Below are 24,981 nucleotides of genomic sequence, written 5' to 3' on the forward strand. Positions count from 1 at the left end.
CCGCCGGGGACACGGCGATTGCGGAGGATCACGGTGGGGACCACGCAGCTGGAAACAGTGCCGGAACCGAAGTACTGGCACCTCAAGACCGTGCTGGGCGAGGCGCTTGACACCGACTTCTCGGTCGGGGAGGTCCTGCCCAACGAGCGTGACCTCGCCGCGCGCTTCGGCGTCGCGCGCGCCACGCTCCGTCAAGCACTCGAACAGCTCGAACTCGAAGGCCGGTTGCAGCGCCGCCGCGGCGTCGGCACGACCGTCGCGCCGCCGCGTATGGGTGTCGACGTGTCGACCACCCAGCAGGAGTGGCCGGGCACCGACCCGGACGCGTGGCAGCCCGTCGACTCGGTCTCCGCCGTACCGCCCGCCGCCGTGGCCAAGATGCTCGGGGCGGACACGGCGGACGAGGTCCACACGGTCCGCAGGACGCGCGTGACGCACGGACAGACCGTGGCGGCCGAGCTGCTGTACGTGCCGTCGGCGTCGGTGCCCGAACTGCCCGCCATAGACATCCCCTCGGGCCCCGCCCGCGCCCGCAGCGTCCTGCGTGAGCTTCAGCGGCTCGGCATGGAGGGCCAGGACCGTGCCGTGGAACTGGGCTCGGCCCGGGTGGACGACGCCAAGGAACTCGACCGGCTGCCCGGCGCGCCCGTCCTCGTCGTGACCACCCGCTATCTCGCCGGAGGCCGTACCGCCGCCGTCTCGGTCGCGACCTACCGCGCGGACACCTGCCGGCTCACCTTCGGGGACACCGGCGACGTGGAGATAAGCCACCACACCGACGAGCGCAAGGCCTCCTGACCCGGGCGCTCCTCACCACCCACGGCCCGTCGACTGTCTCAGCGGCGGGCCGTCACCGTCCCCTCGACGGCGAAGAGTTCCTCCTCGGCGTGGTCAAGTGCCAGGCGCAGCGCGCCCGTTGCCACAGCGGCCTCGCCGAGCAACGACAGGGTCACCTTCGGCGGACGCAGACAGTACCGGGACAACTCGTCGCGCAGCGGGTCGAGTACGCCGTCGAGACCGGCCGCCCAGCCGCCGATGACCACCAACTCGGGGTCGAGCGCCAGGACCAGCGCGGCCACGTCGTGCACCAGCCGCTGGATGAACCGCTCCATCGCCTGCTCCGCCCCGGTGTCCCCCTGCTTCGCCAGGGCGAACACACGGGCCACCGCCCGCTCGTCGAGCGGATGCAGCGGCTCGTCGGTCGTCGACAGCAGCTTCTCCGGCGTCACCTCACGGCCCAGCAGATGCAGCGCCCCGATCTCACCGGCCGCGCCACCGAAGCCGCGGTGCAGCCGGCCGCCGATCAGCGAGCCGGCCCCCGGGCTGAGACCCGCCAGGACGAACACGATGTCGTCCGACTCGGTGGCCGCGCCCTTCCAGTGCTCGGCCACGGCCGCCGCGTTGGCGTCGTTCTCCACCAGCACCGGACAGCGGAACGAACGCCGAAGCCGCTCCCCGAGCGCCAGGCCCGTCCACTCCGGCAGCGCCGTACCGAGCCGTACCGTCCCGTCGGCCTCCACGATCCCGGGGGAGCCGACCCCGACGGCCCGCAGCGAACTGCGCGCCACCCCCGCGCGGCGCAGCACATCCGCGACGACGACCCGCACCCGGTCAAGCCGCTCGTCCGCCGACGCTGTCTCGGTGGCCTCGCGCGAACTGGCGCCGATGATCCGGCCGTCGAGACCCGACAGCAGCGCGGCGACCCGGTGGGGCCCGATCTCTATGCCCAGCAGATGCCCGGCCTCGGCCCGGAACCGGAACCTGCGCGCCGGCCGGCCCTGTCTGCGGGCCTCACCCTCGCCCGGCGCCGACTCCACGACCAGACCGAGTTCCATCAGCCCTTCGACGACACCTTCCACCGTCGGCCGCGACAGACCGGTGATCCGGGTGAGATCGGTGAAGGTGGGAAAGTCGGCCCCTCGCAGGGCGTGCAGCACCACGGCGGAGTTGATCCGCCGCAACAAGGAGGGATCCCCGCCGGTCAGCCGCCCCACGGTATGTCCTCCCAGCTCGTGCGCGTGTCTGCCGGATGGTACTCGGTGGTCGCCGGGGCGGCTAACGAACGACGTAATGGCATCCGGAGCGTGCCGTAACGCTGCTTTCTTGGCCGGGAAGCGCCCCGCCTCGGCGCTCGCCTCGCACAACAGCGCTCCGGCATCCAACATGATCGCTCGCACCAGCTGGCGCCGCAACGGTGAGTGTTCTGTGATCTGCTTGAGAGACGGCACGATCACGTGCCGGATGCCGTCTCGGCGGAATCCATCAAGGACGAGCTGCATGAGTGCGGTGGTGGCCGCCCTCTCCATGCGTCCACCCGGCGGTTTGGTCTCGCCGGGTGGACGCATGGACATACGCGGGAGGGGCGGCGCCTTCGGTGGTTCGGCGAGGGACGCCTCGGCCCACACGACCTTTCCGCCAAGGCGCGGACGGTAGACGTCCCGCCGCTGCGTCAGGGCTTCGATGAGCATCAGGAGTGTAGGGCTCGGTGCCAGGGATCTGGTGCGATCGGGGTGCTCCTCATTTGACGGCTCCTGCGGTCAGGCCGGCGATCACCTGGCGCTGCAGGAGGAGAAAGAGTGCGATGGGGACCATCATGATGATGGTCGCCCCGGCCATGGCACCGGTGACGTTGTACCCGAACTGCGACTTGAAGCCGGCCAAGGCCAGCTGCACGTTGTGATTGGACTGAGTGACGGTGAGCAGATTGGCGAAGAAGAACTCGTTCCAGATCTTCACGAACGCCACGACACACACGGTGGCGATGGCCGGTCGCGACAGCGGCAGGATGACCCGCCGCAGGGTGGTGAAATACCCGGCACCGTCCATGAGGGCGGCTTCTTCGATCTCCGGGGGCAACGACAGCAGGAAAGATCTCATCACGATGAAGGAGAACGGGAACTCCAGCGCCGAGTAGAAGACGACCAACCCGATGCGGGAGTCGAACATGCCAAGCTCGCGCACCACGAAGAACACCGGCGTCGCCAGCCCCACCAAAGGGATGGCCAGGGCCAGGGCGAACATGGCGACGAGGAAGTTCCTGCCGAGGAACGCGTAGCGGGCGAGCGGATAGGCGGCCAGAAACGCCACCGTGACGGCGCCGATTGTGCCACCGGAGGCGTACAGCAGCGTGTTGAGCACGTAGGTGTGCAGATGGATCTCTGTGAACGCGTCGATGTAGCCCTGGAAGGTCGCGGGGGAGGGGAAGAACCCCTTGCCCGAGTAGACCTGCTGGCTCGTCTTGAAGGAGGACAGCATCACCCACACGGTGGGCAGCAGCGACAGCAGCGTGACCACGGTAAGGAAGCCGTAGATGAGCACCAGGAGCCACGAGCGCGGACGGGTGCGTCGCGCGCTGCGTCGGCGGGCGTCGGCGGGCGACGTCGTGGCAGGCAGGACGGGGGTCACAGGGCTCGCTCTCCAATCCGGAAGACGCGCCGCACCGTGACGATGAGCGTGGCGCCCAGGATCAAGATCACGGAGCCGACGGCGTTGGCGTAGCCCCACTGCCCGTGCACGTAGGCACGGTAGGCGTAAAGGGCGAGAGTTGTGGTGGCGTCGTTCGGGCCGCCGGAAGTCAGGATGTAGACCAGGTCGAACATGCCGATGTCGACCAGGAGCCGCACGAGGATGACAGTGCCGATGATGTTGCGCAGCAGCGGCAGGACGATGAACAGTTGGCGCTGGATCAGGCTCGCACCGTCCGCTTCGGCGGCTTCGAGGAGTTCGGTGGGGATCGAGGCCACCTCTGCCATGACGACCACGACCACGAACCCGATGATGAACACGAATGTGCCGGCCACAGCCCACCGGGCGGTACCGCTGTTGAACAGCCAGTCGTGCTGGCCGCCTGTGACGGGGGCGAGCAGGTTGTTCAGCAGGCCGTAGGACGGGTTGTAGAACATCGAGAACACCAGCGCGTACGCGGCCCCGGAGATGACGAACGGGATGAAGATGATCGTGCGGAAGAGCTTCCAGCCCGGCACTTTCATGGCGAGGGTCATACCGACTGCCACGCCAAGTGGTACCTGGATGACCATGGACGCGCCGCAGTAGAAGAGCGTATTGCCCGCGGCTTTCCAGAACACCGGGTCGGAGAACAGTTGGCGGTAGTTGTCCAGTCCGGTGAACGCGAAGTCGACACCGCCCCAGCGGGAGAACGCCGTAACGGCCAGCACGACGAGCGGCACCAGGAAGAACAGGGCGAACAAGACAAGGGCGGGCAGCATCGAGACGGCGACGTGGCCACGCATGCCGGTAGGGATACGCGGCCCGGCCGCGGGCTTGGGCGCCCGCGACCGAACCTGGTGCGTGGTTCTCACAGCTCTAGCTCCCCGCCGCGGAGTCGGTGGCCAGGCGTGACAAGAAGGTTTTCGTATCGATCTTGCCCTTGACGTAGGCGGGCCACAGGTTCTTCCACGCCGCGTCGATGCCCCCGGGCGCGTGGACCCGTGCGTGGGGGAAGGTCCGGGCAACCCGGGGGATCTGGGTGACCAAGCGCGAGCTGAGCGGCTCGAGCCCTGCCGCCTCGACGGCGGCGGCGGGCACCTTGACGGGTGGGTTGGAGCCCGTCGCCTTGGCCTGCTTGACGACCTCGTCGGTGGAGGACATGAACTTCACGAACGTGCCCACCGCTTCGAGCTTGGTCCGGTCGCTCGTACCCGACACCCAGCCGGCGCCCGAGACGACGATCAGCCCTTGTCCCGCGTCCCATCCGGGGGACGGGGCGGCCCCCGTGTTGTCGTACAGCCCTGGTGCGGCGTTTGCCGACTTCAGATTGGTCTCGACGAACCATGGCCCGTTGGGGACGGTCGCGGCTTTGCCTGCCAGGTACTTCGAGGCGGCGTTCTGGAAGTCGCCGGAGAAAGAGTCGGCGTTCACATAGCCCTTGGCCTGCCAGCCGCGGAGGCGCTCGGTGGCCTTGACCGCGGCCTTGTTGGTCGACCAGTCCTTGCTGGTGGCGATCTCAGAGGCAAGAAAGTCACCGCCTGCTGGTTGCGTGCCGATGAGGTTGGACCACATCAAAAGGGTCGCCCAGTCCCCGTCGAGTGCGATCGGGGTCACGCCCGCGTCCTTGAGCTTGGCGGCCATGGCCTCGAAGTCGTCCCAGGTCGTGGGGAACGAGTCGTAGCCCACCCTTGCCAGGAGTTTCCTGTTGTAGAAGATCCCGATGGGATCCTGCTGCTGCGGAATGGCCCACCGTTGTCCGTCCCCGCCCGACAACGCGTCGAAGGCGCGGGGCTGGAACGAGGCGGCCCACTTCGCGTCGGCCTTGAGGTCGGGCGCGAAGTCGTGCAGCTTTCCCGTACCCGACAGCGACTTGATCTCGGCGCTGTTCAGCTGGAAGACGTCGGGCAGGTCGTTGGCCAGCGCGAGGCGCTGGTAGTACTGCAGTCTGGCGTCCCCTGAGCCGGCGTTCGCGTTCTGCAGCGTCTTGACGTGGTACTTGCCTTTGTTGGCCTCGTTGAAGCGCTGCGCCGCCTCGAAGTTGAACTGCAAGAACGGATCGGTGGTGGACTCCTGGCAGGTCGCACAGGTGATCTCGATCTCTCCGGCGGCGTTGGTCGACCCGCCTTTCGAGGTTGAGCAGGCGCCGAGAGCTCCCGCTATGAGGACGGCGGTTGTCGCGGCGACGACCGTCTTGGTGTTACGCATGGTCCGCCTCACTTCTTTGTACGGCGTGGTTGGGGTGTTACGAGGTCCTTTGCTGGTCGGCAGGCCGGAATGCGGGCCCAGCGCCAACGCGCTTCAGTGGCGATCGTCAGTAACCGACGATCTTCGGCCAGTGCCGCTCGACGCCGACGGCGTCCAGCTCGGCCTGGAACTCGTCGAGCAGCTTGTCGTCGGCGCGGACCTGGGAGGGGGTGACGTCCCGGGCCGCGCAGAAGCCGATGAGGTGGCCGTCGACCTCGCCGATGTTCCACTCCACCAGGGGCATCCGGTAGGCGCCGTTGGTGATGTGGGTGGTGCCGATGTTCTTCGCGCCGGCAAGGAGGTTGGTGACCCGCACGGGAATGAGCGCGCCCAGGGGCAGCTCGAAAGGGCAGCAGCCGATGTCGATGTAGGAGTCGCCGCCGGTGGAGGGATGCAGGTCGATGCGGTACATGCCGACCCCGACGCTGTCGCGGTGCCGCACGGCGCCGCGGTTCCCGCGAACCTCCAGGGAGATCTCCTGCTCGACGATCGTGTGCTCGGCCACGATGCGACGCGATTCGCGGATGTACGGTGCCTTGGCCAGCCCATCGGGGCTGTCGCCCAGCACATCACCACGCAGACGCAGCCCCGGCCAGCCGTTGCCGCCATCGGGACGCGGAGCGGCGGTCTGCAGCCAGTACAGCAGGCTCAGCGATAGCTCACGGGCCCGCTTCAGGTGGAACTCGACCTGCTCCGCGGGGACATCGAAGACGGGACCGTCCCAGTAGTCCACCTGCGGCCAGTTCACCAGCGTGATGTCGGACTCGTAGGCATCAGGCAGAAAGTTCTGGGCTGCCGCGATGCGGCGGAAAGTCCACAGGTTGCGGTCCATGCGCCCCACCCGCTGGTCCGCGTAGTCCGGACGGATGAGCGTGTGGTCCTCGACGGGGTTCGGGAAGAACGTGTGGTGCGAGGGCGCGAGCGTCTTGGGATGGGGTGCGGTCAGCGACAGCCGGCCGTCCGGCGAGTCCGTCGCCGAGGAGGTCAGGAAGTGTTCGTAGCTGTCGGGGCGCGTGATCGTGAAGTCCCCGCCCTCGACGTGGTCGAGGGCGAAACACACCGAGATCGGCTGCATGTTGAGTGGGGCCGGCAGTTCCGGGGCGTGCGGTTCACCGGTGACGTCCCGCGACTCGGCGCCGGTGACGTACTCGACGCCCGCCAGCGGCAGCAGGTCGCCAGTCTCTGTTGCATCGACGAACCAGGTAGCGCTCACCGTCGTAAGATCACCAGTACGACGATTACGTAGAGTTATCGACTCCAGCGTGTCGGGGTCATCCGTGTTCGTCACGGACACCGGCTCGTGCTCCATCAGTACCCGGATGCGCCCGGATGCCCGGTGCGGCGCGATGAGAGCCTCGATTACGGCGAGGGACACGCGCGGCTCGTGGCAGAGGTCGGAGACCTTGGCGGAGCCGGGATTGAAGGCCACCGTGCGGCGGGCCGCCTCGGTTAGGGGGTAGTGCCGGCGGTAGTAGGAGCGGATGTCTTCACGGAACTGACGGTAGGTGGCTGTGCAGCCGAACCGCTCAATCCACACGTGCTCGTCCGGGGGGACCCCCTGACTCGTCAGGACGCCGCCAAGCCAGTCGGTCGGCTCGGTCAGGACAACGCTCACGCCACGTCGTGCCGCGGCCAGTGCGGCCGAGAAGCCGCCCAGGCCACCGCCGACCACGAGAAGTTGTGTCTCAATCTCGGTCATGCCGAGATCTCACCACCGGAAATGCGCCGGTAACATGGCCAGAGTGAGCAAGCCTGTGTCTGGAATTGATGCGGCCTCCCGACGCCTGAGAATCGTCAATTCTGTGGTCCGCAGCGTCGTCCACCTCCCCGGCTCCCAAATCGGGCCCCGCGTGCAGGGCAATGTTCAGCTGATGCTGATCCATGCCGGAACGATGGTCGTGCACGTGGACGACCGCCACCCGTACGCCGTCCCCGCAGGGCAGATGTGCATCCTGCTGCCCGGCCACACCGAGGTGATTGGCTTCGCCGAGGGCGCCGAGACTCGCCAGACGCTCGTACGCGGTGAGCTTGACGAGCTCACCCCGCAAATGAACCGATGGCTGGAGGCAGTGCGCCCGGCCAGACCGTTGTCCTCCGCCCTGACGTACATGGCGCGCGAGGCATTGATCACCGAACAGACCCGCCTCACCGCCCAAGGCGCACTGGTCGACGCGCTGGCTACGGCACTGCTGTGGCGCTTCATCGCCGAGTTCGAGAATCTGCCCGCCGCACTGCCGGCGCCCATCGAGGACGCCCGGCTGTTCATCCACCGCAACGTCCAGAGCGACATCGACCTAACGGCCATTTCCGCGGCCGCGGGGGTGAGCTCTGAGCACCTGGTGCGCTTGTTCCGTGAGCACATGAACACCACACCCGTGCGCTATCTGTGGGACCGACGCGTCACTCACGGCATCGAGTTGTTGACCAGTTCGGGGCTGCCGGTCGGATCGATCGCGGCGTGCTCGGGCTTCAAGACGAGCTTCCATTTCGCGCGCAAGGTCAAGGAGGCCACCGGCCTGTCACCGACGGCGCTGCGCGCGTGCAACTGGTCCCAGCACCCAACGGACGCCGGCGACAACTATCGACCGTCCCAGGCCGCTGCTCGATCCAAGGAGCGCGGGGAGCGGAACACTCCCGGCGAGGAGGAAGGGGTGGCCGACGCCTCCAGCCATCCGGAGAGTGGACCAGCGGCCCGCCCGCGCAGCGAGTGGCCGACTCCGTAGGTGACGACCGGGCCCCGGCGTTTGCCCGGATCGCCCCGGCCTGGGCCGGTTGATCATGCTGGCGGGCCCCGGAAGCAGATGAACACGGCACCTGTGGATCATGGAGTTCTCTACGCTGCAAGATCCACGAAGGTGCCGTGTTCGTTCCTCCATCATCCCCTGCCGTCGTTCCCGTCTCTCCGGCGCCCCGCCTGGAGGCCCTCGGCTCGGATGCCGCGCGAGGCCAAGTCCGCGGCCCGGTTGCCGAGTTCGAGTCGGTCACCGATCCTCGCGGGGCGTGCGGGGTGCGCTACCGGGTCTCCTCGCTGCTGGCCCTGGTGGTCTGTGCGATGACCCGGGCAGGCCATGACTCCATCACCGCGGCGGCGGAGTGGTGCAGAGGCGCCGCCCCCGAGGAACTGGCCGCCTTCGGTCTGCCCTACCATCCGTTGCTCGGCCGCTACCGGATCCCGAGCGAGAAGACCTTGCGCACCGTTCTGGGGCGGCTCGATCCCGGTGAGGTCGGCGCGGCCGGCTACGACCACCTGCGGCCCCTGCTGTCCACGGTGTCCCACTCTCCCGAGCCGCTCATGCCCGACGGCGGCATCGAACGCGAACAGCGCCGCGCCCACCGGGCGGCCGCCCACGCCGAACCGGTGCGCTCCCGGCGCCGGGCCATCGCGGTGGACGGCAAGTGCCTGCGCAGTGCGAAGCGCCCGGACGGCAGCCAGGTCTTCGTGCTCTCCGCCGTCCGGCACGGCGACGGCATCACCCTCGCCTCCCGCGAGATCGGCGCGAAGACCAACGAAATACCGGAGTTCCAACCCCTGCTCGACCAGCTCGACGACGCCGATCTCAAGGGGGCCGTCGTCACCGCCGACGCCCTCCACGCCCAACGCGACCACGCCACCTACCTGTACGAACGCGGCGCCCACTACCTGCTGACCATCAAGAACAACCAGCGCGACCAAGCCCGTCAACTCCACGCCCTGCCCTGGAAGGAGATCCCCGTCATCCACCGAGACGACGCCCGCGGCCACGGCCGCCATGAACAGCGTCTTGTCCAGGTCGTCACCGTCAACGGCCTGCTCCTCCCCCACGCGGCCCAGGTCCTGCGCATCCAGCGCAGACGCCGTCTCTACGGCGCGAAGAAGTGGTCCAGCGAGACCGTCTACGCCATCACCGACCTGCCCGCCGAGGAGGCGAGTACCGCCGAGATCGCTTCATGGGCTCGCGGGCACTGGACGGTGGAGAACACCGTCCACTGGTGTCGGGATGTGACCTTCAACGAGGACAAGTCCCAGGTCAGGACCCACAACACGCCCTCAGTCCTCGCCGCCGTCCGCGACCTGATACGCGGTGTGCTCAAGCTTGCCGGGTACGTCAACACCGCCGCCAGCCGCCGGGCCCACACCGAACGCCCCCTCGTCCTCAGCCTCTACGGCATCACATGATCAAACCAGACGACCCGGGCAAACGCCGGGGCCCTGACCGCCCACCCGCGAACAAGTGTCAAGGAACGTAGCAGGCGACCCAATGCGCCGTCTTCTCCATCGCTCCGCGGGGCGCCGTGGTCATCCCCGGTACACGCACCGTCAGGGGTGAATGGTGCGGTGGCGGAGGTTCGGCAGGCTTGCCCAGTTCCAGTTCAGCCCAGACGTCTTTGCCACCTGACTGCGGCCGGTGCACGTCCCACTGCTTCACCATCGCCCCAATGAGCATCAGGCCACGGCCGCCCTCGGTGTTGTTGTCGGGGTTCTTCGACACGGGGGCGTCCATGCTTCTGTCCCACACCTCGACAAACAGGCTGCCGTTCGTGGTGCGGAGCTGCACCCCGATGACGTGCTCTGCCTTTATGTCCCACGACTTCGGTTCTGGGTCCGTGATGCCGGTCATCTTCACGGCGTTGGCGACAAGCTCGCTCACCACCAGTTCGGCAACCTCGATGTAGTCGCCGAGCTTCCAGCGATCGAGGATGTCCCGCACGAACATCCGCGAGCATGGTACGGCTGAGGACACGGCAGCAAGGCGGATGCTGGTGGTGAAGAGCTGGTTCGGTTGACGGGGTACGTTCACGGGGCGGTGCTCCTCGACCTGGACGGACACGACAGCTCCTCGGCTGTGTCGGGATGGACGAACCAGACGCAGCCCCCTATGACGTCCTCGATGACGCTCTGCATCACGAAGGACAGGGCGGGCAACGTGTGCAGGTGCTTGGAAGCGGGGACGACCACGTTTCGCACCTCTTGCTGATTGCAGTGGTCGACTAACGCATCCCAGGCAGCCAGGTGGAGCCATCGGCGTTCGACAAAGACCCCGGCCAGCGTGAACCCCGCCGCAACGGCGAAGTGGGCCAGTTCATCGTGTAGGTGGCTGACGGCTTGGTCATCCAGGTCAGGAAGTGCCCGAACGTAGCCGTAGATCGGAGGCTTCATCGCTCTGCGCTCCGCAGGAACGGGGTGCAGGGCTGGCGACGGACGCTGAGCCAACGTCGCCAGCCCTGCCGATTCGTGGGTTGCTGAGTCACCCGGTGGTGTTTCAGTGGGAAGTGCGCGCGACCTCGATCACAGGCGCGTCACTGACGAGGTGCTGCGAAGAAGGTCGTCAGCCGATCCCGGATGACGCTTGCCACCTTCTCGGGTGGCTGCTGGTTGCAGTCCACCCGCAGCACGTCGAAACCGGCCTGGATCAAGCGCTCGGTCGCCTGCCGGTAGAAGTGCACTTCTGCATGAGAGCTGCCCGGCGCGAGCTGGAAGCGGTTATGCGGTCCGCGCTCTGTCAGCCGCTCAGAGATGACCTCGGGGTCGGCTTCGAGGATCACCGCGAGGTCGGGCCGATCAGCTTCGGCGTTGAGTTGCCAGAGGAACGACGGATCAACACCGTCGAAGCGCTGCATCACCAGACCCGAAGGAATGTACCGATCGCTGATGACCGTTCGGCCGTCTTCGAGGTGTGGTCGTACTTCCGTCTCGACGTGGTGGTATCGGTCGGCGGCGTACAAGCAAGCGAGGGCGTGACCGGTGACCGTCTCCGTCAACTGGCGGCAGAGATCGCCTATCGCCCCCTTCGACGGTTCAGCCGTGACGTGGACGTGTTCGCCCTCGGCGACGAGCATCTGCGCCAGGTGGTGAACGATCGTGGACTTCCCGGCCCCGCTGGGACCGTCGACCGTGACGAACATGCCTCGCTCATGGCTAGAAAAGGGTCGCAGCTTCATCCCCCCCACCCCCTGACGGCTGGTCGCGTAGTTCATCCAGTGACCGCGGAACGCTGTTGGTGGTGGCGAGCATCTGGAACAGCCGCGCCGTGACCACAGCGTCGTACGTGGCGCGGTGGGGCCTCAGTTCCGAGGACAGGCCCTCGGCAAGCTTGAACGCCTCGACCAACGATCCAAGCCGGTGGCTCATCTGGTCGGGCACGAAGCGGCGCGACAGCTTGAGCGTGTCGAAGACTTCCGGTCACTCCCACCCCACGAGCTTCCGCTGAAGAACAGCAACATCAACGTGTGCGTTGTGGGCGACCAGCGCCGGGTGCGACAAGGCCAGCAGTACGTCAACCTTGATGTCCTCGAACACCGGCGCATCGGCAACGGCCTCGTTGGTGATGCCGTGAATCCGTCGGGCCATGGAGGTGATCGGCTGTTCCGGTCGAACCAACCAGCTCACCGGTTCCCCGATGACACCCCCGACGATCGGCACGGCGGCCAACTCCACCAGGTCCGGCGGCTGCTGTCCGTTGCCCTCCACGTCCACCACGACGTAGTCCAGGTTCGTCCAGTCAGTCATTTTGCTCCGGTTCCTTCCATCCGATTTCCGCCCGACCATGGCGACGGTCGCGGTGCGGGTGGCGCACGTCGTGTACCTGGAACCCGAGCGCATGTTGCAGGTAGTAGCGCGGTTGTTCCTCGGCGAGTCCGGCGACGACGGCTGCCCGCCCCGTGATGTCCACGACCACCAGACCACTCGCCTCTGACAGAGTGCTGCCGACTTTCCGTATCCGCTCGGCACTGGGTACGTGGTGCGCGCTCTTGCAGAGGTCGAGCTGCGCGAGCGGGCAGATGTCGCACAGTTCACGGATGCCGTAGTGGCCGTTGTAGTCGGCCTCGCCATGGGCGAACGACACGGCGCAGGAGGTCTTGCGGAACAACGACTCGCAGCCGGCGAACGTTGAGAGGACGCGCTTTTCCAGGGTCTCCGGCACGATCTTGCGGCGGGCGGTTTCGTCGTACGGCTCCGGGAGGTTGTTCGCCTTGTAGTAGTCGGCGATCTGGCCCCGATAGAACAGGCCGGTGAAGACCGTGGCGTCGGCGTGATGACTCAGCTCGTACGCCCGGTCAAGGTGTGCGGGGGAGTCGTTGAGACCTGGCACCAGCGGTCGCCAGTACAGAACCGTTCGATAGCTGCGGTCGAGCGGTTCACTCATGAGCTTGAGCGACTCGGCGGCCATGCTGGACGGGTACGGTTCGATGTCTTTGTTGTCGATCCCTGAGTACGTGAACAGCAACGTCACCTTGATGTGCCGGAGTTGGTTGAGCTGCTGGACGTCGTCGGCCTTCATTGCGTGCCTGGTGATAACCAACAGGTGGTTACGCAGCTCACGCTTGTCGAGGTCTTCCAGTACGGCGAAGGTGTGCGGCCGGACGTTGGGCAGGAACGGGTCAGTGGCCCGGTTGAACACCTGAACCGGCGTCACGTGCGGCTGGAAGTACCGGTGATTGACCAGTTCTTCGACGGCCTCGGCGTCGCTCATGAGGGCGCGTGGCTGTCGCTGATCCCACAGTCCGTAGGTGTGACGGATGCAGTAGGCGCAGTCCAGCGGACACCCCTGGATGTGGTTCAGGCTGAGGCCGCTCTTGCGGTACTCGACGACTTCCCGGGCACGCTCCGGCAGTCGGTTGATCTGTTCTCGGCTCAATAGCGGAACAGTGATGGTCACCTGGCTCTCCCCAAGTCCCAGAAGGATGGACGCGGTTCGCCGTCCTTCGGGGAGCGTAGGGGCCGCAGTGGTGCACGTATAGAAAGTTTCTTGGGATTTCTCGAAACTCCACCAACGGGTGAAGGGCGCAGAAATCAGGAGCCATCTTCGGGGGAGTCCGGCACAAGATCGTCAATGGCGCGGGTGATGATCGCCCGCGCCGCCCTGCCGTAGCTGGCGACGGCGGCAAGCTGCTCGAAGACCTGGCCGTACAGCTCGACCTCCCCGGGCTGGGCAAGGTTCAGCTCTGCCGAGTAGGTCTCAACCATGACGCGGTCGTTGTCGAGTATCCAGAAGCCATGCCACGGGGCCACCACGTAGTGCGTCTCGAACCCGATGATTCCGAGCTTTACGTTCGGCAGCGCAGACAGAGAAACCAGTCGATCCAACTGCCCAAGCGTGATCTCTGGTGAGGCGAGGCGGAAGCGCAGCGCTGCTTCGGTAAGAACCAAGTGGAATCGCTTGTCCGCCCGATACAGAATCTCTTGGCGCTGTGCCCGTGCTCGGACGGCTTCGTTGATGTCGTTGGGCGCCTTGAACATGGCGATCCCTTGAGCGAAGCGGGCCCGCGCGTACTCGGGTGTTTGCAGCAGTCCAGGGATAACCGTCGCTTCAAAGGCGCGGAACAACTTGGTTCGCGCGTCCAGATCGGCAATCTCGTTTTGGTGAGCGCTCAACCCTGTTTTGAACTGCCGCTGCCATTCGGCGTGCTGGAATTCAAGGGTGTGCAGCGAGGCAAGCAGGGCCTCGGCTTCATCCGCAGTGTCCGTGACCCGCGTCCACCCGTGGATGTCGTCGTCGGTCGGCGTCTGCCGACCGTTCTCAAGCTTCGAGACCTTCGATGGCGGCCATGCCAGCGACTCCGCGAGCTGCTTGCCGGTCAGGCCGGCTTGTTGCCGCAGTTCACGGAGTCGCTTGCCCAGCGCGCTACGTGCCTCTTGGACGTTAGTCGCGCTGCTGCTGTTGTTCGGTGGCAAAGTCATCCCGTCGTCTGGCGTGGTGCCAGGCGGCGTCACGCCAGTAGTTGTGCTCCACGATCACGGCCGGATCTTCGATCAGCTCGCCGCCAAGGAAACGGTCGGCATCATCGAAGTGCATCCGCACCAGCTTACTGCTGTCGAACAACCAGTAATCGTGACTGGGCAGTTCCTTGGCTTTGGCTTCATCGCGGGTGAGATACCGAATATCCTCGCCCGCGCCGTTGGTGAATTGGGCGCACCAGATGCCAAAGCGGCTGTAGTCGGTCAGGGGCAGGCTGACGACCCGTACTCGCGAGAAACGCAGACCGTTATCCGTTGCTTGGCGAATCATGGTCAGCCAGTCCTGCATCCATGGCAGATCGTCGGGCTCTCCGCGTAGGAACTTGCCCAACGATTCATTCTCGTACGAGGAGTCGTAGCGGTCCCGCACTTCCAAACGAAACGCTGTGTGCTTGAAGGTGCGGAACAGTTCGCCGAACTCGTCGCCGATGATGCGGCTCAGTGCCCTTCCTCCTCCTGGTACCGACGGGCGTAGAACTTCAGGACATCCTCGGGGATCTCGATGATCGCTTCACCCTCGGGGACCGGGCCGACGTCGGCGAGCGCCTGGGGGTCGGTCACGACCCAACCTTGGGCGATGTAGGTCTTACGGTCGGTGCGGTCGGTCGCGAACAGCGTCGGCGACTGGCCTACCTGTGATTCCGGGCCCTTGCCGAGAAACTGAGCGCGCATGGCTCTCCTTGCTCGAATGGGCGAGAAACTTTCTCGGTGCCATCGTGCCGACCGTCCCGAGGGGCGGTCAAGGGGGCGACGGGTGCACGCCCAACCGTCAGCCAGGGGTGAGACTAGCTCCGCGTAGATCTTCCCCCGGGGCGTCAAGGGATCAAGAGGGGTGATCGGGCACCATGTTGCGGCAAGATCATCTCTTTAGATCGGTCGCACTTCCCTGCGGCCTTGCAGGCTGCGCCTGGCGCTCGGGGGTCTGGGTGGGATGGGCTCTGAGCTGCACAAACGACCCTGTCGCAAGATTGTTTAGGGGTGCCCGACCCAGATGTCAGGCGGCGAAGTGGATCATGGTCGATGGGTAGTTGTAACCGCATTGAGACCGCTCGGGTTGGGCAGTGCCCAGATCCGGGTTGTGCCTATCGTCCGTGTCTGCGGGCCGATCACCGCGCGACGGTCACCGAAGGCCGTGCGGTACGCGGTGATGCCGACGACCGCCAGCCAGCGGGGGCGCAGCCGCTCCGTCTTCGCCATCAGGAGCCGGCCGCCCTCGCGGAACTCGTCGTCGGTCAGCTCGTCCTCCCGCGCCGTCGCCCGTGCCACGACGTTGGTGATGCCGAGGCCGTAGTCGAGGAGCTCGTCCTGCTCGGACGGTGCCAGCTGACGCGGGGTGAAGCCCGACAGGTGCAGGACCGGCCAGAAGCGGTTGCCGGGGCGGGCGAAGTGGTGGCCTGTCGCCGCCGACATCAGGCCGGGGTTGATACCGCAGAAGAGCACGCCCAGACCGGCCGCGGCCACGTCGGGGATGACGCGGTCGCGGGCGGCCGCCAGCTCTTCCGGCTTCAGAGGATCGACCCGGGCGTGTATCCGGCGGCGTCCGGGCGGCGCTTCACGATCTCCTCGATCCGCGCGGCCACCGCAGCGACCTGGTCGCCTGCCGCACCGGTGAACGAGAGCTTGTCGGCCATCAGCGCGTCCAACTGCCCCCGGTCCAGCGGGATCCGCTTGTCGGCCGCGAGCTTGTCCAGCAGTTCGTTGCGCTCCGCGCCCCGCTCGCGCATCGCCAGCGCCGATGCGACGGCGTGCTCCTTGATGACCTCGTGCGCGGCCTCCCGGCCCACCCCCGCGCGTACGGCGGCCATCAGCACCTTCGTCGTCGCGAGGAACGGGAGATAGCGGTCCAGCTCACGGGCGACGACGGCCGGGAACGCGCCGAACTCGTCGAGGACCGTCAGGAACGTCTCCAGCAGACCGTCGAACGCGAAGAACGCGTCCGGCAGCGCCACCCGGCGTACGACGGAGCACGACACGTCGCCCTCGTTCCACTGGTCGCCCGCCAGCTCACCCGTCATCGACGCGTAGCCGCGCAGGATCACCATCAGCCCGTTGACGCGCTCGCAGGAGCGGGTGTTCATCTTGTGCGGCATCGCCGACGAGCCGACCTGGCCCGGCTTGAAGCCCTCGGTGACCAGCTCGTGCCCGGCCATCAGCCGGATCGTCTTCGCCACCGACGAGGGGCCGGCGGCCAGCTGCACCAGCGCGGTCACCACGTCGTAGTCCAGCGAGCGCGGGTACACCTGGCCGACCGAGGTGAAGGCGTGGCCGAAGCCCAGATGCCGCGCGATCCGGCCCTCCAGGTCCGCGAGCTTCGCCGTGTCACCGCCGAGCAGGTCGAGCATGTCCTGCGCCGTGCCGACCGGGCCCTTGATACCGCGCAGCGGGTAGCGGGCGAGGAGGTCCTCAAGACGGCCGTACGCGACGAGCAGTTCGTCGGCGGCCGTCGCGAAGCGCTTGCCGAGGGTGGTCGCCTGCGCGGCGACATTGTGCGAGCGGCCCGCCATCACCAGCTCCGCGTACTCCCCGGCGAGCTTCCCCAGACGCGCGAGCACGGCGACCGTACGGTCGCGCATCAGCTCCAGCGAGAGCCGGACCTGCAACTGCTCGACGTTCTCCGTCAGATCCCGCGACGTCATGCCCTTGTGGACCTGCTCATGACCGGCGAGCGCGTTGAACTCCTCGATCCGCGCCTTCACGTCGTGGCGGGTGACCTTCTCGCGCTCGGCGATCGACGCCAGATCGACCTGGTCGAGCACCCGCTCGTAGTCGGCGAGAGCGGACTCGGGCACCTCGACGCCGAGATCCCGCTGGGCCCGCAGCACGGCCAGCCACAGCTGCCGCTCCAGCCTCACCTTCTGCTCGGGGGACCAGAGCACGGCGAGCTCCGCCGAGGCGTAGCGGCCGGCGAGGACATTGGGGATACGGGGCTTCACAGACGCAGCAGTCACGTGGACGGAGTCTACTTTGCGGTCTCCGCAGGTCCGAGCCGCGTCCCCCGGGCGAGGGAGCCTACGCCTGCTCGTGCCGTACGCCCGCGTCGCCCGGCAGCGGCTCGTACGGCAGCAGCTCCGGCCGCTTCGGCGGTCTGCCGTCCCCCGACGACCGGCCCGTCAGCCGCCGGCCGATCCACGGTCCCAGATACTGCCGCGCGAACCGAGCGTCCCCCGTGCGCCGCGTCAGCCAGCCCTCGGGGAGCTCGGGCGCCATCTCCGCGCGCCAGTCGTCCGCCGCCTCGCCGCCCAGCGCCTGCCACACCGCCTCGGCGACCCTGCGGTGACCGTCGGGGGTCAGATGCAGCCGGTCCACGTCCCACATGCGCTGCTCGCCGAGCACCCGCGCCCCGTACAGGTCGACCACCAGCGCGCCGTGCCGCGCGCCCAGCTCGTCGATGAAGTCGAAGAGCTTCTCCCACCGGGGCCGGAACCGTTCCATCACCGGGCCCCGGCGGGCGGGGCTGCGCATCAGCACCAGCTGTCCGCAGGCCGGTGCCAGACGCTCCACCGCCTCCTCCAGCCGGCCGAGGACCAGCCCCGCGTCGTACTTGGGCCGCAGGGTGTCGTTCAGCCCGCCGACCAGCGTCACCATGTCCGCGCGCATCGCGACGGCCGTGTCCACCTGCTCGTCGAGGATCTGGCCGATGAGCTTGCCGCGTACGGCGAGGTTCGCGTACCGGAAGCCTGGCGTACGGGCGGCGAGCCGGGCGGCCAGCAGATCGGCCCAGCCGCGGTACGAACCGTCCGGCTGGAGGTCGGACATGCCCTCGGTGAACGAGTCCCCGAGGGCGACGAAACTGGTGTGTGTGGTGTTCTTCTCCATGGCGCGGCCGATCGTATCGCGCGCCCCTAGGGCGTGTTTTAGAAGTAGCGTCGTCCGCCCATCGGGCGGGGCCCACGGCGTCTGGTGCGTGCGATCGCAAGGCGGAGGATCAGCCCCGTAGATGGACCGGACGTACTTGGATGACTCCGACAACGCGGCGAGCGTGCGTGCCAGGCGTCGTGGGCCAGACGGGACTTCTCAAACACGCCCTGGCGCCGCCGTACGGGCGTCAGCTCCCCTGGTTGTGCCGTCCGACCAGCTCCCGCAGGACGTCCTCCATCGTCACCAGCCCCTCCAGCCGGCCTTCCTCGTCCTGCACGGCGGCCAGATGCGTACGGCTGCGGCGCATCGCCGTCAGGACGTCGTCCATCGGGGTGTCCGCGCGCACCTGGGCGATCGCCCGCAGTCCGGAGACCGGGAACGGTTCGTCGCGCGGCATCGCGTCCAGGGCGTCCTTCACATGCAGATAGCCGAGGATCCGCCGGGAGTCGTCCACCACCGGGAAACGCGAGAATCTGGTCTCGGCCGCGAGCTCCTCCAGCTCCACGGGGGTGGTCCCCATCCCCGCCGTCACCACCCGCTCCAGCGGCATGACCACGTCCCGCACCGGCCTGCGTCCCAGCTCCAGCGCGTCGTGCAGCCGCTCGGCGGCGCGGTCGTCGAGGAGTCCCGCGTCGCCGGAGTCCGTGACCATCCGGGCCAGTTCGTCGTCGGAGAACGTCGCCGACACCTCGTCCCTGGTCTCCACCCGCAGGAGTCTCAGCAGCCCGTTGGCGAACGCGTTGACCGTGAAGATCACCGGACGCAGTACGCGGGACAGCCACACCAGTGCCGGGCCGAGGACCAGCGCCGTACGCACCGGTTCGGCCAGGGCGATGTTCTTGGGCACCATCTCGCCGAGCAGCATGTGCAGATACGTCGCCAGCGCGAGCGCGATGACGAACGAGATCGGATGCACCACCCCGTCAGGCACGCCCACGGCGTTGAAGACGGGCTCCAGCAGATGCGCGATGGCCGGCTCGGCGACGATGCCCAGCACCAGCGTGCACAGGGTGATGCCGAGCTGGGCGGCGGCGAGCATCGCCGACACGTGCCGCAGGCCCCACAGGACACTGCGCGCGCGCCGGTCGCCCTCCTCGGCCACCGGCTCGATCTGGCTGCGGCGTACGGAGATCAGGGCGAACTCGGCCCCGACGAAGAAGGCGTTCACGACCAGGGTCAGCAGGCCGACGAGCAACTGGATCGCGGTCACCGTCCCGCCCTCCTGCCGTGGTCCTCGTTCCCTTCGTCGTCGCCGGGCCGGGGGAGCGGCGCGTGCAGCAGGACGCGGGCGGCGCGCCGCCCCGACGCGTCGACCACGTCGATGCGCCAGCCGCCGAGCTCCACGCGGTCGCCCTCGACGGGAATCCGTCCGAGTTCGGTCGCGACGAGCCCGGCCAGCGTCTCGTACGGCCCTTCGGGCACCCGCAGCCCGATGTCCCACAGCTGGTCGAAGCGCGCGGCGCCGTCGGCCGACCACAGGTCGCGGCCGTCGGCGTCCTCCCCGGCGCGGGCCAGGTCGGACGTCTCGTGCGGGTCGTGCTCGTCGCGCACCTCGCCGACGACCTCCTCGACGATGTCCTCCAGGGTCACCACACCGGCGGTGCCGCCGTACTCGTCGATGACGACCGCCATGGTGCGGTTGCCCGAGAGCCGGTCCAGCAGCCGGTCCACGGTCAGCGACTCCGGTACGAGCAGCGGCTCACGCAGCACCTGGGACACCCTCGTACGGGCGCGGCGCCCGTCAGGGATCCTCAGCACGTCCTTGATATGGGCGACCCCCACGACGGTGTCGAGGCTGTCGCGGTAGACGGGGAAGCGGGAGAGTCCGGTGGCACGGGTGGCGTTGGCGACGTCCTCGGCGGTGGCGAGCACGTCGAGCGCGGTGACCTGTACGCGGGGTGTCATCACGTTCTCCGCGGTCAGCTCGGCGAGGTTGAGGGTCCGTACGAACAGCTCCGCGGTGTCCGCCTCCAGCGCGCCCTCCTTGGCGGAGTGCCGCGCGAGGGCGACCAGTTCCTTCGGGCTCCGGGCGGAGGCCAGCTCCTCGGTGGGCTCCAGGCCCAGCAGCCGTACCAGGCGGTTCGCGGTGTTGTTGAGATGGCTGATGAAGGGGCGGAAGGCGGCGGTGAAGAACCGTTGCGGCGTCGCGACCACCTTGGCGACCGCGAGCGGCGTGGAGATGGCCCAGTTCTTGGGGACGAGCTCGCCGACGACCATCAGGACGACGGTCGACAGGGCCGTACCGATGACCAGGGCCAGCGACGACGCCACGGACGACGAGAAGCCGATCGCCTCGACGGGGCCGCGGATCAGCTTCGCCACGGAGGGCTCGGCGAGCATGCCGACGACCAGATTGGTCACCGTGATGCCCAGTTGGGCGCCGGAGAGCTGGAAGGTGAGGCTGCGCACGGCCTTCATGGCGCTCGCGGCGCCACGCTCGCCGTCCTCGACCGCCTGTTCGAGTTCGCTGCGCTCGACCGTGGTGAGGGAGAACTCGGCGGCGACGAAGGCCCCACAGGTGAGCGCGAGCAGCACCGCCACGAGAAGCAGGAGAACTTCGGTCATCGGGTCACCTCCGTCCCATGATCATGTCCTGAGCGAACGGCCCATGGTAGGGGGTGTCCGCCGGCCGGCCCCGCCCCCGCGCGCCGTCAGGTGCCCCGCAGCTCCTCGATCACCGGGCCGAGCGCCTCCATGTACGGGTCGAGGACCGTGAGGTACGAGAAGCCGTACCGCTCGCGCTGGTGCCGCAGCTGGTCCGCGATCTCGCGCGTCGTGCCGACTGCCAGCAGCGGCAGCTTCAGCAGCTCCTCTTCCGTCGCGCCCGGCAGATACGGCAGCAGGGGCCGTACCGCCGCCGCGCGGTCCGTCGTCACGGCCACGAGCTGGAGCAGCACGTTCAGCTCGGCCGGGGTCTCACGGCCGGCGGCGAAACCGTGGTAGGCGGCGACGCGTTCGTCCAGCTCCTCTGCGGAGAGGGCGATCATCGCGCCCGCTTCCGCCTTCGCCCCGGTGAAGGCGACGACGTCCGCGTGTTCCGCGGCCAGCCGCAGCACCCGGTCACCGTTGCCGCCGATGAGCAGCGGCGGCCGGGGCCGCTGGGTGGACCGGGGCACATGGCTCTCGTCGCCCAGCAGGTCCGCCAACACCTCGACCGTACGGGCGAGATGGCCGACCCGTTGGCCGGGCGGCGGGAACGGGAGCCCGGCCCGCTCGTGCTCCTGCGCCACGTAACCGGCACCGAGCCCGATCTCCAGCCGGCCATCGGTGAGTGCGTCGGTCGTGGCGATCTCGCGGGCGAGCAGCGCCGGGTTCCAGAAGCCGGTGTTGAGGACGAAGGTGCCGAGCCGGGGGCGCTCCGTCGCCTCGGCCGCCGCCACCAGGGCGGGGAAGGGGGCGACCATACCGAGATGGTCGGGCACCAGGATGACGTCGTACCCGAGCTCCTCGGCCCGCTTGCAGCGCCTGCTCCAGTCGGCGCCCGACGCGGGCGTCACCATGTTCACTCCGAAACGGAAGGGCCTGGTCATGAGGTCTCCTCGTAAGGGCGTGTGACATCGAACGGGTAACCGTGCGTACGGTCGTGACCCTAATGGCGTAATCGGCCCGCGGCCCCGGGAAATCGGCACACTTGCCGACGCTAGCGTTGGCGCGCTAGCTTGTTGGGGTGGCGAAGACCCAGCTGAACGTACGCGTGGACGAGACCACCGCGGAGGCCGCCCGGCGGCAGGCGGGACGGCGCGGCATGAGCGTGAACCGCTACATCGAGGAGCTCGTCAGGCAGGACATGGGCGAGGTCGGAAAGACCTTCGTCGAGTCCGCCGCCGACTTCATGAAGCAGTACGAGTCGGTGTTCACGGAGGAGCTCGGCACGGACACGGCCGGAGGTCGATGACCGGCCCGGCCGGGCCGCCGGACTGCGTCGCGTGCGGCGGGACCGTCGCGCCCGACGGCTTCTGCTGGGACTGCGGTGAGCTCCAGCCCTCGTTCCGCGCCCACCTCGAAACCACTCTCGGTACCGGCGCCGCCGGCGTCAGCGACCGCGGCAGGCGTGGCCTCAACCAGGACGCGATGGCCGTCACCGGGAGCGGCGAGTGGACGATCGGCGTCGTGTGCGACGGCGTCTCCATGTCACCCCGCGCGGAGCGGGCCGCACAGGTCGCCGCCACCGTCGGCGCGGCCCGTCTGACGAAGGGGCTGCGCGAGGGGACCCTGCCCGAAACCGTCCTGACGGACGCCGCCGCGAGCGCGGGGCGGGCCGTCGGCGCGCTGGCCGCCTCCGTGGACGCGGCCCCGGCTTGTACGTACGTCGCGGGCATCGTCGGCCCCGAGGGCATCTGGTGCGCCTGGATCGGCGACAGCCGTGCGTACTGGCTGCCCGACGAGGGGACGTGCGTGGCGATGACCGAGGACGACTCGGACCAACGCGAGGCCCTCACGGCGTGGTTGGGGGCCGACGCGGGTGAACCGCGCGCCCAGGTACGGAGTTACCGGCCGAGAGGACCGGGCCGGCTGCTGTTGTGCACCGACGGGCTGACGCGTCATCAGCCGGACGCGGGCGGGCTGCGGGCCGTGCTCACCCGCCGCCGGCGCTCAACACCGGCCGATCTCAGGCTCCTTGAGGACGCGCGGGCGCTGATCGGGTACGGCATGGACGCGGGCGGGCAGGACAACATCACCGCACTGCTCATCCGCACCCCTCAGCCACGTCGGGGATACTGATCATCGGGAACTCCCCACGCCCGCCCCTCTACCGAGACAGCTGCCCTCAATGGAAAACGCCGATTCCCCCGAACTGCCGTCGCACGCCGACCCGACGCTGCGGATCGATCTCTCCTGGCTGCTGATGGTCGCCGAGCACAAGATGCCCGGCGATCCCCAAGTCACCGACTGGGGCGCCCTCGTGGCCGCCGTCAGCCGGCACGAGGCGGAGATATTCGGCACCCCCGTCTACACCGATCCGCACACCCGCGCGGCGGCGCTCCTCCAGAGCCTGCTCCATGTGCCCGCGCTGGAGCGGTCCAACGCCATGTACGCATCGGCCGTCGCGTACGGCTATCTCGTCGCGAGCGGCCTGAAGGTCGTCACCTCGCCCGAGCAGGTCAGGGAGCTGGCCAGGCTGGTCAAGGACGGCACGGCGGACGTACGGCGCATCGCCGAGGAACTGCGCGGCTGGAGCCTCTGAAGGAGCCGATCCCGAGGGCGTCAGACCAGGTCGGCCCTCGGCCGGTACGCCACACCGAGTACACACGGCGACGTCGGCGTCCGGGGCCCGGGATCCGGCACCCGCAGCGAGCGGTGCGCGCCGAACTCGAAGCCCGCGTCGCGGATCGCCGCCAGGGTGTCGCGCGCCGTGTGGCACCCGCCGAAGAGCCTCGGCCACACCGTCCTGTCCAGGACCCGCTGCACCGCCGCCAGACCACGCTCCCGCGCCAGCCCGTGCTCGAAGAACCGCAGCTCGCCGCCGGGGCGCAGGACGCGGCGGATCTCGGCGAGCGCCTGCGGTACGTCACGTACGGTGCACAGCACCAGCGAGGCGACGGCCGCGTCGAAACCCTCGTCCTCGACGGGCAGCGCCTCCGCCGTACCCGGCCGTACGTCCACCGAGACCTTGGCCCGCATCGCGGCCCGTACCGCCAATTGCCGCAGGCTGCGTTCCGGCTCGACCGCCACGACCTCCGAGACCGTGTCGGGATAGTGCGCGAAGTTCAGCCCGTTGCCCGCGCCGACCTCCACGACCCGTCCCGACAGACCGCTCAGCAGCTCCGCGCGGTGGGCGGCGATATGGCCCTTGGTCTCGGCGGCGACGCTCACCCGCGCGTAGAAGCGCGCGAAGAGCGGATGGTGGACGGAGTCCTTGGGGGCCTTGCGGTTGCGTAGGTGCATGGGGCGGATCTCCTCCGGCGTACAGGGCGTCACCATGATTCTTCCCTGTACGGCTCCGCTCAGCAGCTCACGGGACGCAACTCGTTACCGTGCCCCGGTGCCCGGAAGCGCCGCGTCCGCCGCATCCGCCGCGAACCGCGCCGCGTCCCAGTCCCCGCCCAGCGCCGGAGCCAGCCAGCCGGCGGCGCTCGCGCGGAACCTCGGTGCCGCCAGCCCGCCCGCGCCGTCCGGCAGCGCCCCGAGCAGAGGGGCACCGGCGACACCCGGCAGCTCCGCCGGATTGCAGCGCGCCGCCAGGTCCGGCACGGCCGGCCAGCTGCCGATCACCACACCCAGCGCCATGAGCCCGCGCGCGTCCAGCGCCTCGGCCGTCAGCGCGGTCATGTTCAGCGTGCCGAGCCCGGCGGGCGCCACCACCAGCACCGGGGCGGCCAGCAGCCGGGCGGCGTCCGCGAGTGTGCCGCCCTCGTCGTCGAACCGTACGAGCAGCCCGCCCGCGCCCTCGACCAGCACCAGGTCGTGTTCGGTCGCCAGCTTCCCGGCGGTCTCGGCGATCTCCTCGGGCCGTACGGGCGGCGCGCCCGCGCGTCTGGCCGCCGTCGCGGGTGCCAACGGCTCGGGGAAACGGGCCAGTTCGACCGTGGTGACGCCGCCCGCCAGGCGGATCACCTCGTCCACGTCACCCGGTTCACCGGGTGCGACACCGGTCTGCGCGGGCTTCAGCACCGCGACCGTACGCCCCTGGGCGAGGGCCACGGCGGCGACGGCCGCCGTGACGACGGTCTTGCCGATCTCCGTCCCGGTCCCCGAGACGATCAGTACGGGCATCT

General features: G+C 68.4%; 27 protein-coding genes. 6 read left to right on the plus strand and 21 right to left on the minus strand.

All coding sequences use genetic code 11. The features are described 5' to 3' along the window. The first annotated feature begins 33 nt into the window (after positions 1 to 33). Positions 34 to 798 (plus strand): GntR family transcriptional regulator, encoded by a 765-nt coding sequence (locus OIE74_RS34420; RefSeq protein WP_329390743.1) that lies wholly within the window; start codon positions 34 to 36, stop codon positions 796 to 798. 38 nt (positions 799 to 836) lie between these two features. On the opposite strand, the gene OIE74_RS34425 is transcribed toward OIE74_RS34420, so the two are convergent. The 5 genes from OIE74_RS34425 to OIE74_RS34445 form a co-directional block, all read right to left on the minus strand. Beyond that, on the minus strand, positions 837 to 1,994 hold the full coding sequence (locus OIE74_RS34425; RefSeq protein WP_329390746.1) for an ROK family transcriptional regulator: 1,158 nt from the start codon (positions 1,992 to 1,994) through the stop codon (positions 837 to 839). Between the two features lie 523 nt (positions 1,995 to 2,517). Beyond that, a complete protein-coding gene (locus tag OIE74_RS34430) occupies positions 2,518 to 3,318 on the minus strand; it encodes a carbohydrate ABC transporter permease (RefSeq protein ID WP_329390749.1) in 801 nt (266 codons plus the stop codon). Between the two features lie 83 nt (positions 3,319 to 3,401). Further along, entirely contained in the window at positions 3,402 to 4,250 is an 849-nt protein-coding gene (locus OIE74_RS34435) for a carbohydrate ABC transporter permease (RefSeq protein WP_329390751.1), read from the minus strand. 73 nt (positions 4,251 to 4,323) lie between these two features. Then, positions 4,324 to 5,652 carry an ABC transporter substrate-binding protein gene (locus OIE74_RS34440; RefSeq protein WP_329390753.1) on the minus strand — a complete coding sequence of 443 codons (1,329 nt, stop codon included), beginning with the start codon at positions 5,650 to 5,652 and terminating at the stop codon, positions 4,324 to 4,326. Positions 5,653 to 5,758: 106 nt separating this feature from the next. Further along, complete coding sequence (locus OIE74_RS34445; RefSeq protein WP_329390755.1) at positions 5,759 to 7,390, minus strand: FAD-dependent oxidoreductase; 1,632 nt, start codon at positions 7,388 to 7,390, stop codon at positions 5,759 to 5,761. A 43-nt stretch (positions 7,391 to 7,433) separates the two neighbouring features. Here OIE74_RS34445 and OIE74_RS34450 point away from each other — a divergent pair, with 43 nt between their 5' ends. Beyond that, positions 7,434 to 8,414, plus strand: coding sequence for a helix-turn-helix transcriptional regulator (locus OIE74_RS34450; protein ID WP_329390757.1), 981 nt, complete (start codon positions 7,434 to 7,436; stop codon positions 8,412 to 8,414). A gap of 137 nt (positions 8,415 to 8,551) precedes the next feature. Further along, positions 8,552 to 9,847, plus strand: a complete 1,296-nt coding sequence (locus OIE74_RS34455) for an ISAs1 family transposase (protein WP_329390759.1) — start codon at positions 8,552 to 8,554, stop codon at positions 9,845 to 9,847. 58 nt (positions 9,848 to 9,905) lie between these two features. Here OIE74_RS34455 and OIE74_RS34460 read toward each other — a convergent pair whose 3' ends face one another. The 14 genes from OIE74_RS34460 to OIE74_RS34525 form a co-directional block, all read right to left on the minus strand. After that, complete coding sequence (locus tag OIE74_RS34460; RefSeq protein WP_329390761.1) at positions 9,906 to 10,499, minus strand: ATP-binding protein; 594 nt, start codon at positions 10,497 to 10,499, stop codon at positions 9,906 to 9,908. Continuing rightward, positions 10,466 to 10,828 (minus strand): hypothetical protein, encoded by a 363-nt coding sequence (locus tag OIE74_RS34465; protein ID WP_329390763.1) that lies wholly within the window; start codon positions 10,826 to 10,828, stop codon positions 10,466 to 10,468. The genes OIE74_RS34460 and OIE74_RS34465 overlap by 34 nt, the downstream gene beginning before the upstream one ends. Before the next feature lie 140 nt (positions 10,829 to 10,968). Next, on the minus strand, positions 10,969 to 11,574 hold the full coding sequence (gene tmk, locus OIE74_RS34470) for a dTMP kinase (protein WP_329390764.1): 606 nt from the start codon (positions 11,572 to 11,574) through the stop codon (positions 10,969 to 10,971). A gap of 277 nt (positions 11,575 to 11,851) precedes the next feature. Then, positions 11,852 to 12,178 (minus strand): 3'-5' exonuclease, encoded by a 327-nt coding sequence (locus OIE74_RS34475; RefSeq protein ID WP_329390766.1) that lies wholly within the window; start codon positions 12,176 to 12,178, stop codon positions 11,852 to 11,854. Then, a complete protein-coding gene (locus tag OIE74_RS34480) occupies positions 12,171 to 13,328 on the minus strand; it encodes a radical SAM protein (protein WP_329390768.1) in 1,158 nt (385 codons plus the stop codon). The genes OIE74_RS34475 and OIE74_RS34480 overlap by 8 nt, the downstream gene beginning before the upstream one ends. Before the next feature lie 134 nt (positions 13,329 to 13,462). Next, positions 13,463 to 14,350: a helix-turn-helix domain-containing protein gene (locus OIE74_RS34485; RefSeq protein WP_329390770.1), complete on the minus strand. Its 888-nt coding sequence runs from the start codon at positions 14,348 to 14,350 to the stop codon at positions 13,463 to 13,465. Then, positions 14,313 to 14,777 (minus strand): DUF6879 family protein, encoded by a 465-nt coding sequence (locus OIE74_RS34490; protein WP_329390772.1) that lies wholly within the window; start codon positions 14,775 to 14,777, stop codon positions 14,313 to 14,315. The genes OIE74_RS34485 and OIE74_RS34490 overlap by 38 nt, the downstream gene beginning before the upstream one ends. Before the next feature lie 68 nt (positions 14,778 to 14,845). After that, positions 14,846 to 15,079: a hypothetical protein gene (locus OIE74_RS34495; RefSeq protein WP_329390774.1), complete on the minus strand. Its 234-nt coding sequence runs from the start codon at positions 15,077 to 15,079 to the stop codon at positions 14,846 to 14,848. 339 nt (positions 15,080 to 15,418) lie between these two features. Then, positions 15,419 to 15,916 (minus strand): G/U mismatch-specific DNA glycosylase, encoded by a 498-nt coding sequence (gene mug, locus OIE74_RS34500; RefSeq protein ID WP_329392538.1) that lies wholly within the window; start codon positions 15,914 to 15,916, stop codon positions 15,419 to 15,421. After that, positions 15,913 to 17,355: an adenylosuccinate lyase gene (gene purB, locus OIE74_RS34505; RefSeq protein WP_329390776.1), complete on the minus strand. Its 1,443-nt coding sequence runs from the start codon at positions 17,353 to 17,355 to the stop codon at positions 15,913 to 15,915. Before purB ends, mug begins: the two co-directional genes overlap by 4 nt. A 61-nt stretch (positions 17,356 to 17,416) precedes the next feature. Further along, positions 17,417 to 18,223, minus strand: a complete 807-nt coding sequence (locus OIE74_RS34510) for an SGNH/GDSL hydrolase family protein (protein ID WP_329390779.1) — start codon at positions 18,221 to 18,223, stop codon at positions 17,417 to 17,419. Positions 18,224 to 18,452: 229 nt separating this feature from the next. Continuing rightward, positions 18,453 to 19,475 (minus strand): hemolysin family protein, encoded by a 1,023-nt coding sequence (locus tag OIE74_RS34515; protein WP_329390781.1) that lies wholly within the window; start codon positions 19,473 to 19,475, stop codon positions 18,453 to 18,455. Continuing rightward, positions 19,472 to 20,830 carry a hemolysin family protein gene (locus OIE74_RS34520; RefSeq protein WP_329390783.1) on the minus strand — a complete coding sequence of 453 codons (1,359 nt, stop codon included), beginning with the start codon at positions 20,828 to 20,830 and terminating at the stop codon, positions 19,472 to 19,474. The genes OIE74_RS34515 and OIE74_RS34520 overlap by 4 nt, the downstream gene beginning before the upstream one ends. 86 nt (positions 20,831 to 20,916) lie before the next feature. Then, the gene (locus OIE74_RS34525; protein ID WP_329390785.1) at positions 20,917 to 21,795 is read right to left on the minus strand and encodes an LLM class F420-dependent oxidoreductase; all 879 of its coding nucleotides are present in this window, start codon (positions 21,793 to 21,795) and stop codon (positions 20,917 to 20,919) included. A 137-nt stretch (positions 21,796 to 21,932) separates the two neighbouring features. On the opposite strand from OIE74_RS34525, the gene OIE74_RS34530 reads away from it, so the two are divergent. Genes OIE74_RS34530 through OIE74_RS34540 form a run of 3 tightly spaced genes read left to right on the plus strand, consistent with a single transcriptional unit; the run spans position 21,933 to position 23,450 of the window. Next, complete coding sequence (locus tag OIE74_RS34530; RefSeq protein WP_329390787.1) at positions 21,933 to 22,160, plus strand: antitoxin; 228 nt, start codon at positions 21,933 to 21,935, stop codon at positions 22,158 to 22,160. Further along, positions 22,157 to 22,987, plus strand: coding sequence for a PP2C family protein-serine/threonine phosphatase (locus tag OIE74_RS34535; protein ID WP_329390788.1), 831 nt, complete (start codon positions 22,157 to 22,159; stop codon positions 22,985 to 22,987). The genes OIE74_RS34530 and OIE74_RS34535 overlap by 4 nt, the downstream gene beginning before the upstream one ends. A 49-nt stretch (positions 22,988 to 23,036) precedes the next feature. Continuing rightward, positions 23,037 to 23,450 carry a fic family toxin-antitoxin system, toxin component gene (locus OIE74_RS34540; RefSeq protein ID WP_329390791.1) on the plus strand — a complete coding sequence of 138 codons (414 nt, stop codon included), beginning with the start codon at positions 23,037 to 23,039 and terminating at the stop codon, positions 23,448 to 23,450. A gap of 20 nt (positions 23,451 to 23,470) precedes the next feature. On the opposite strand, the gene OIE74_RS34545 is transcribed toward OIE74_RS34540, so the two are convergent. Both OIE74_RS34545 and bioD read right to left on the minus strand, forming a co-directional pair. Further along, complete coding sequence (locus OIE74_RS34545; protein WP_329390794.1) at positions 23,471 to 24,151, minus strand: class I SAM-dependent methyltransferase; 681 nt, start codon at positions 24,149 to 24,151, stop codon at positions 23,471 to 23,473. 84 nt (positions 24,152 to 24,235) lie between these two features. Beyond that, positions 24,236 to 24,979, minus strand: a complete 744-nt coding sequence (gene bioD / locus OIE74_RS34550) for a dethiobiotin synthase (RefSeq protein WP_329390797.1) — start codon at positions 24,977 to 24,979, stop codon at positions 24,236 to 24,238. Positions 24,980 to 24,981: the final 2 nt, after the last annotated feature.

Source organism: Streptomyces sp. NBC_01716 (assembly GCF_036248275.1).
Lineage (GTDB): Bacteria > Actinomycetota > Actinomycetes > Streptomycetales > Streptomycetaceae > Streptomyces.

What these genes read in the sequence shown, in the direction of transcription:
- OIE74_RS34520 (WP_329390783.1), bottom strand. Translation starts at nt 20,830, where the DNA reads ATGACCGAAGTTCTCCTGCTTCTCGTGGCGGTGCTGCTCGCGCTCACC.
- OIE74_RS34475 (WP_329390766.1), bottom strand. Translation starts at nt 12,178, where the DNA reads ATGACTGACTGGACGAACCTGGACTACGTCGTGGTGGACGTGGAGGGC.
- bioD (WP_329390797.1), bottom strand. Translation starts at nt 24,979, where the DNA reads ATGCCCGTACTGATCGTCTCGGGGACCGGGACGGAGATCGGCAAGACC.
- OIE74_RS34440 (WP_329390753.1), bottom strand. Translation starts at nt 5,652, where the DNA reads ATGCGTAACACCAAGACGGTCGTCGCCGCGACAACCGCCGTCCTCATA.
- OIE74_RS34510 (WP_329390779.1), bottom strand. Translation starts at nt 18,223, where the DNA reads ATGGAGAAGAACACCACACACACCAGTTTCGTCGCCCTCGGGGACTCG.
- OIE74_RS34535 (WP_329390788.1), top strand. Translation starts at nt 22,157, where the DNA reads ATGACCGGCCCGGCCGGGCCGCCGGACTGCGTCGCGTGCGGCGGGACC.
- tmk (WP_329390764.1), bottom strand. Translation starts at nt 11,574, where the DNA reads ATGTTCGTCACGGTCGACGGTCCCAGCGGGGCCGGGAAGTCCACGATC.
- OIE74_RS34445 (WP_329390755.1), bottom strand. Translation starts at nt 7,390, where the DNA reads ATGACCGAGATTGAGACACAACTTCTCGTGGTCGGCGGTGGCCTGGGC.
- OIE74_RS34465 (WP_329390763.1), bottom strand. Translation starts at nt 10,828, where the DNA reads ATGAAGCCTCCGATCTACGGCTACGTTCGGGCACTTCCTGACCTGGAT.
- OIE74_RS34540 (WP_329390791.1), top strand. Translation starts at nt 23,037, where the DNA reads ATGGAAAACGCCGATTCCCCCGAACTGCCGTCGCACGCCGACCCGACG.
- OIE74_RS34545 (WP_329390794.1), bottom strand. Translation starts at nt 24,151, where the DNA reads ATGCACCTACGCAACCGCAAGGCCCCCAAGGACTCCGTCCACCATCCG.
- OIE74_RS34525 (WP_329390785.1), bottom strand. Translation starts at nt 21,795, where the DNA reads ATGACCAGGCCCTTCCGTTTCGGAGTGAACATGGTGACGCCCGCGTCG.
- OIE74_RS34435 (WP_329390751.1), bottom strand. Translation starts at nt 4,250, where the DNA reads ATGCGTGGCCACGTCGCCGTCTCGATGCTGCCCGCCCTTGTCTTGTTC.
- OIE74_RS34495 (WP_329390774.1), bottom strand. Translation starts at nt 15,079, where the DNA reads ATGCGCGCTCAGTTTCTCGGCAAGGGCCCGGAATCACAGGTAGGCCAG.
- OIE74_RS34485 (WP_329390770.1), bottom strand. Translation starts at nt 14,350, where the DNA reads ATGACTTTGCCACCGAACAACAGCAGCAGCGCGACTAACGTCCAAGAG.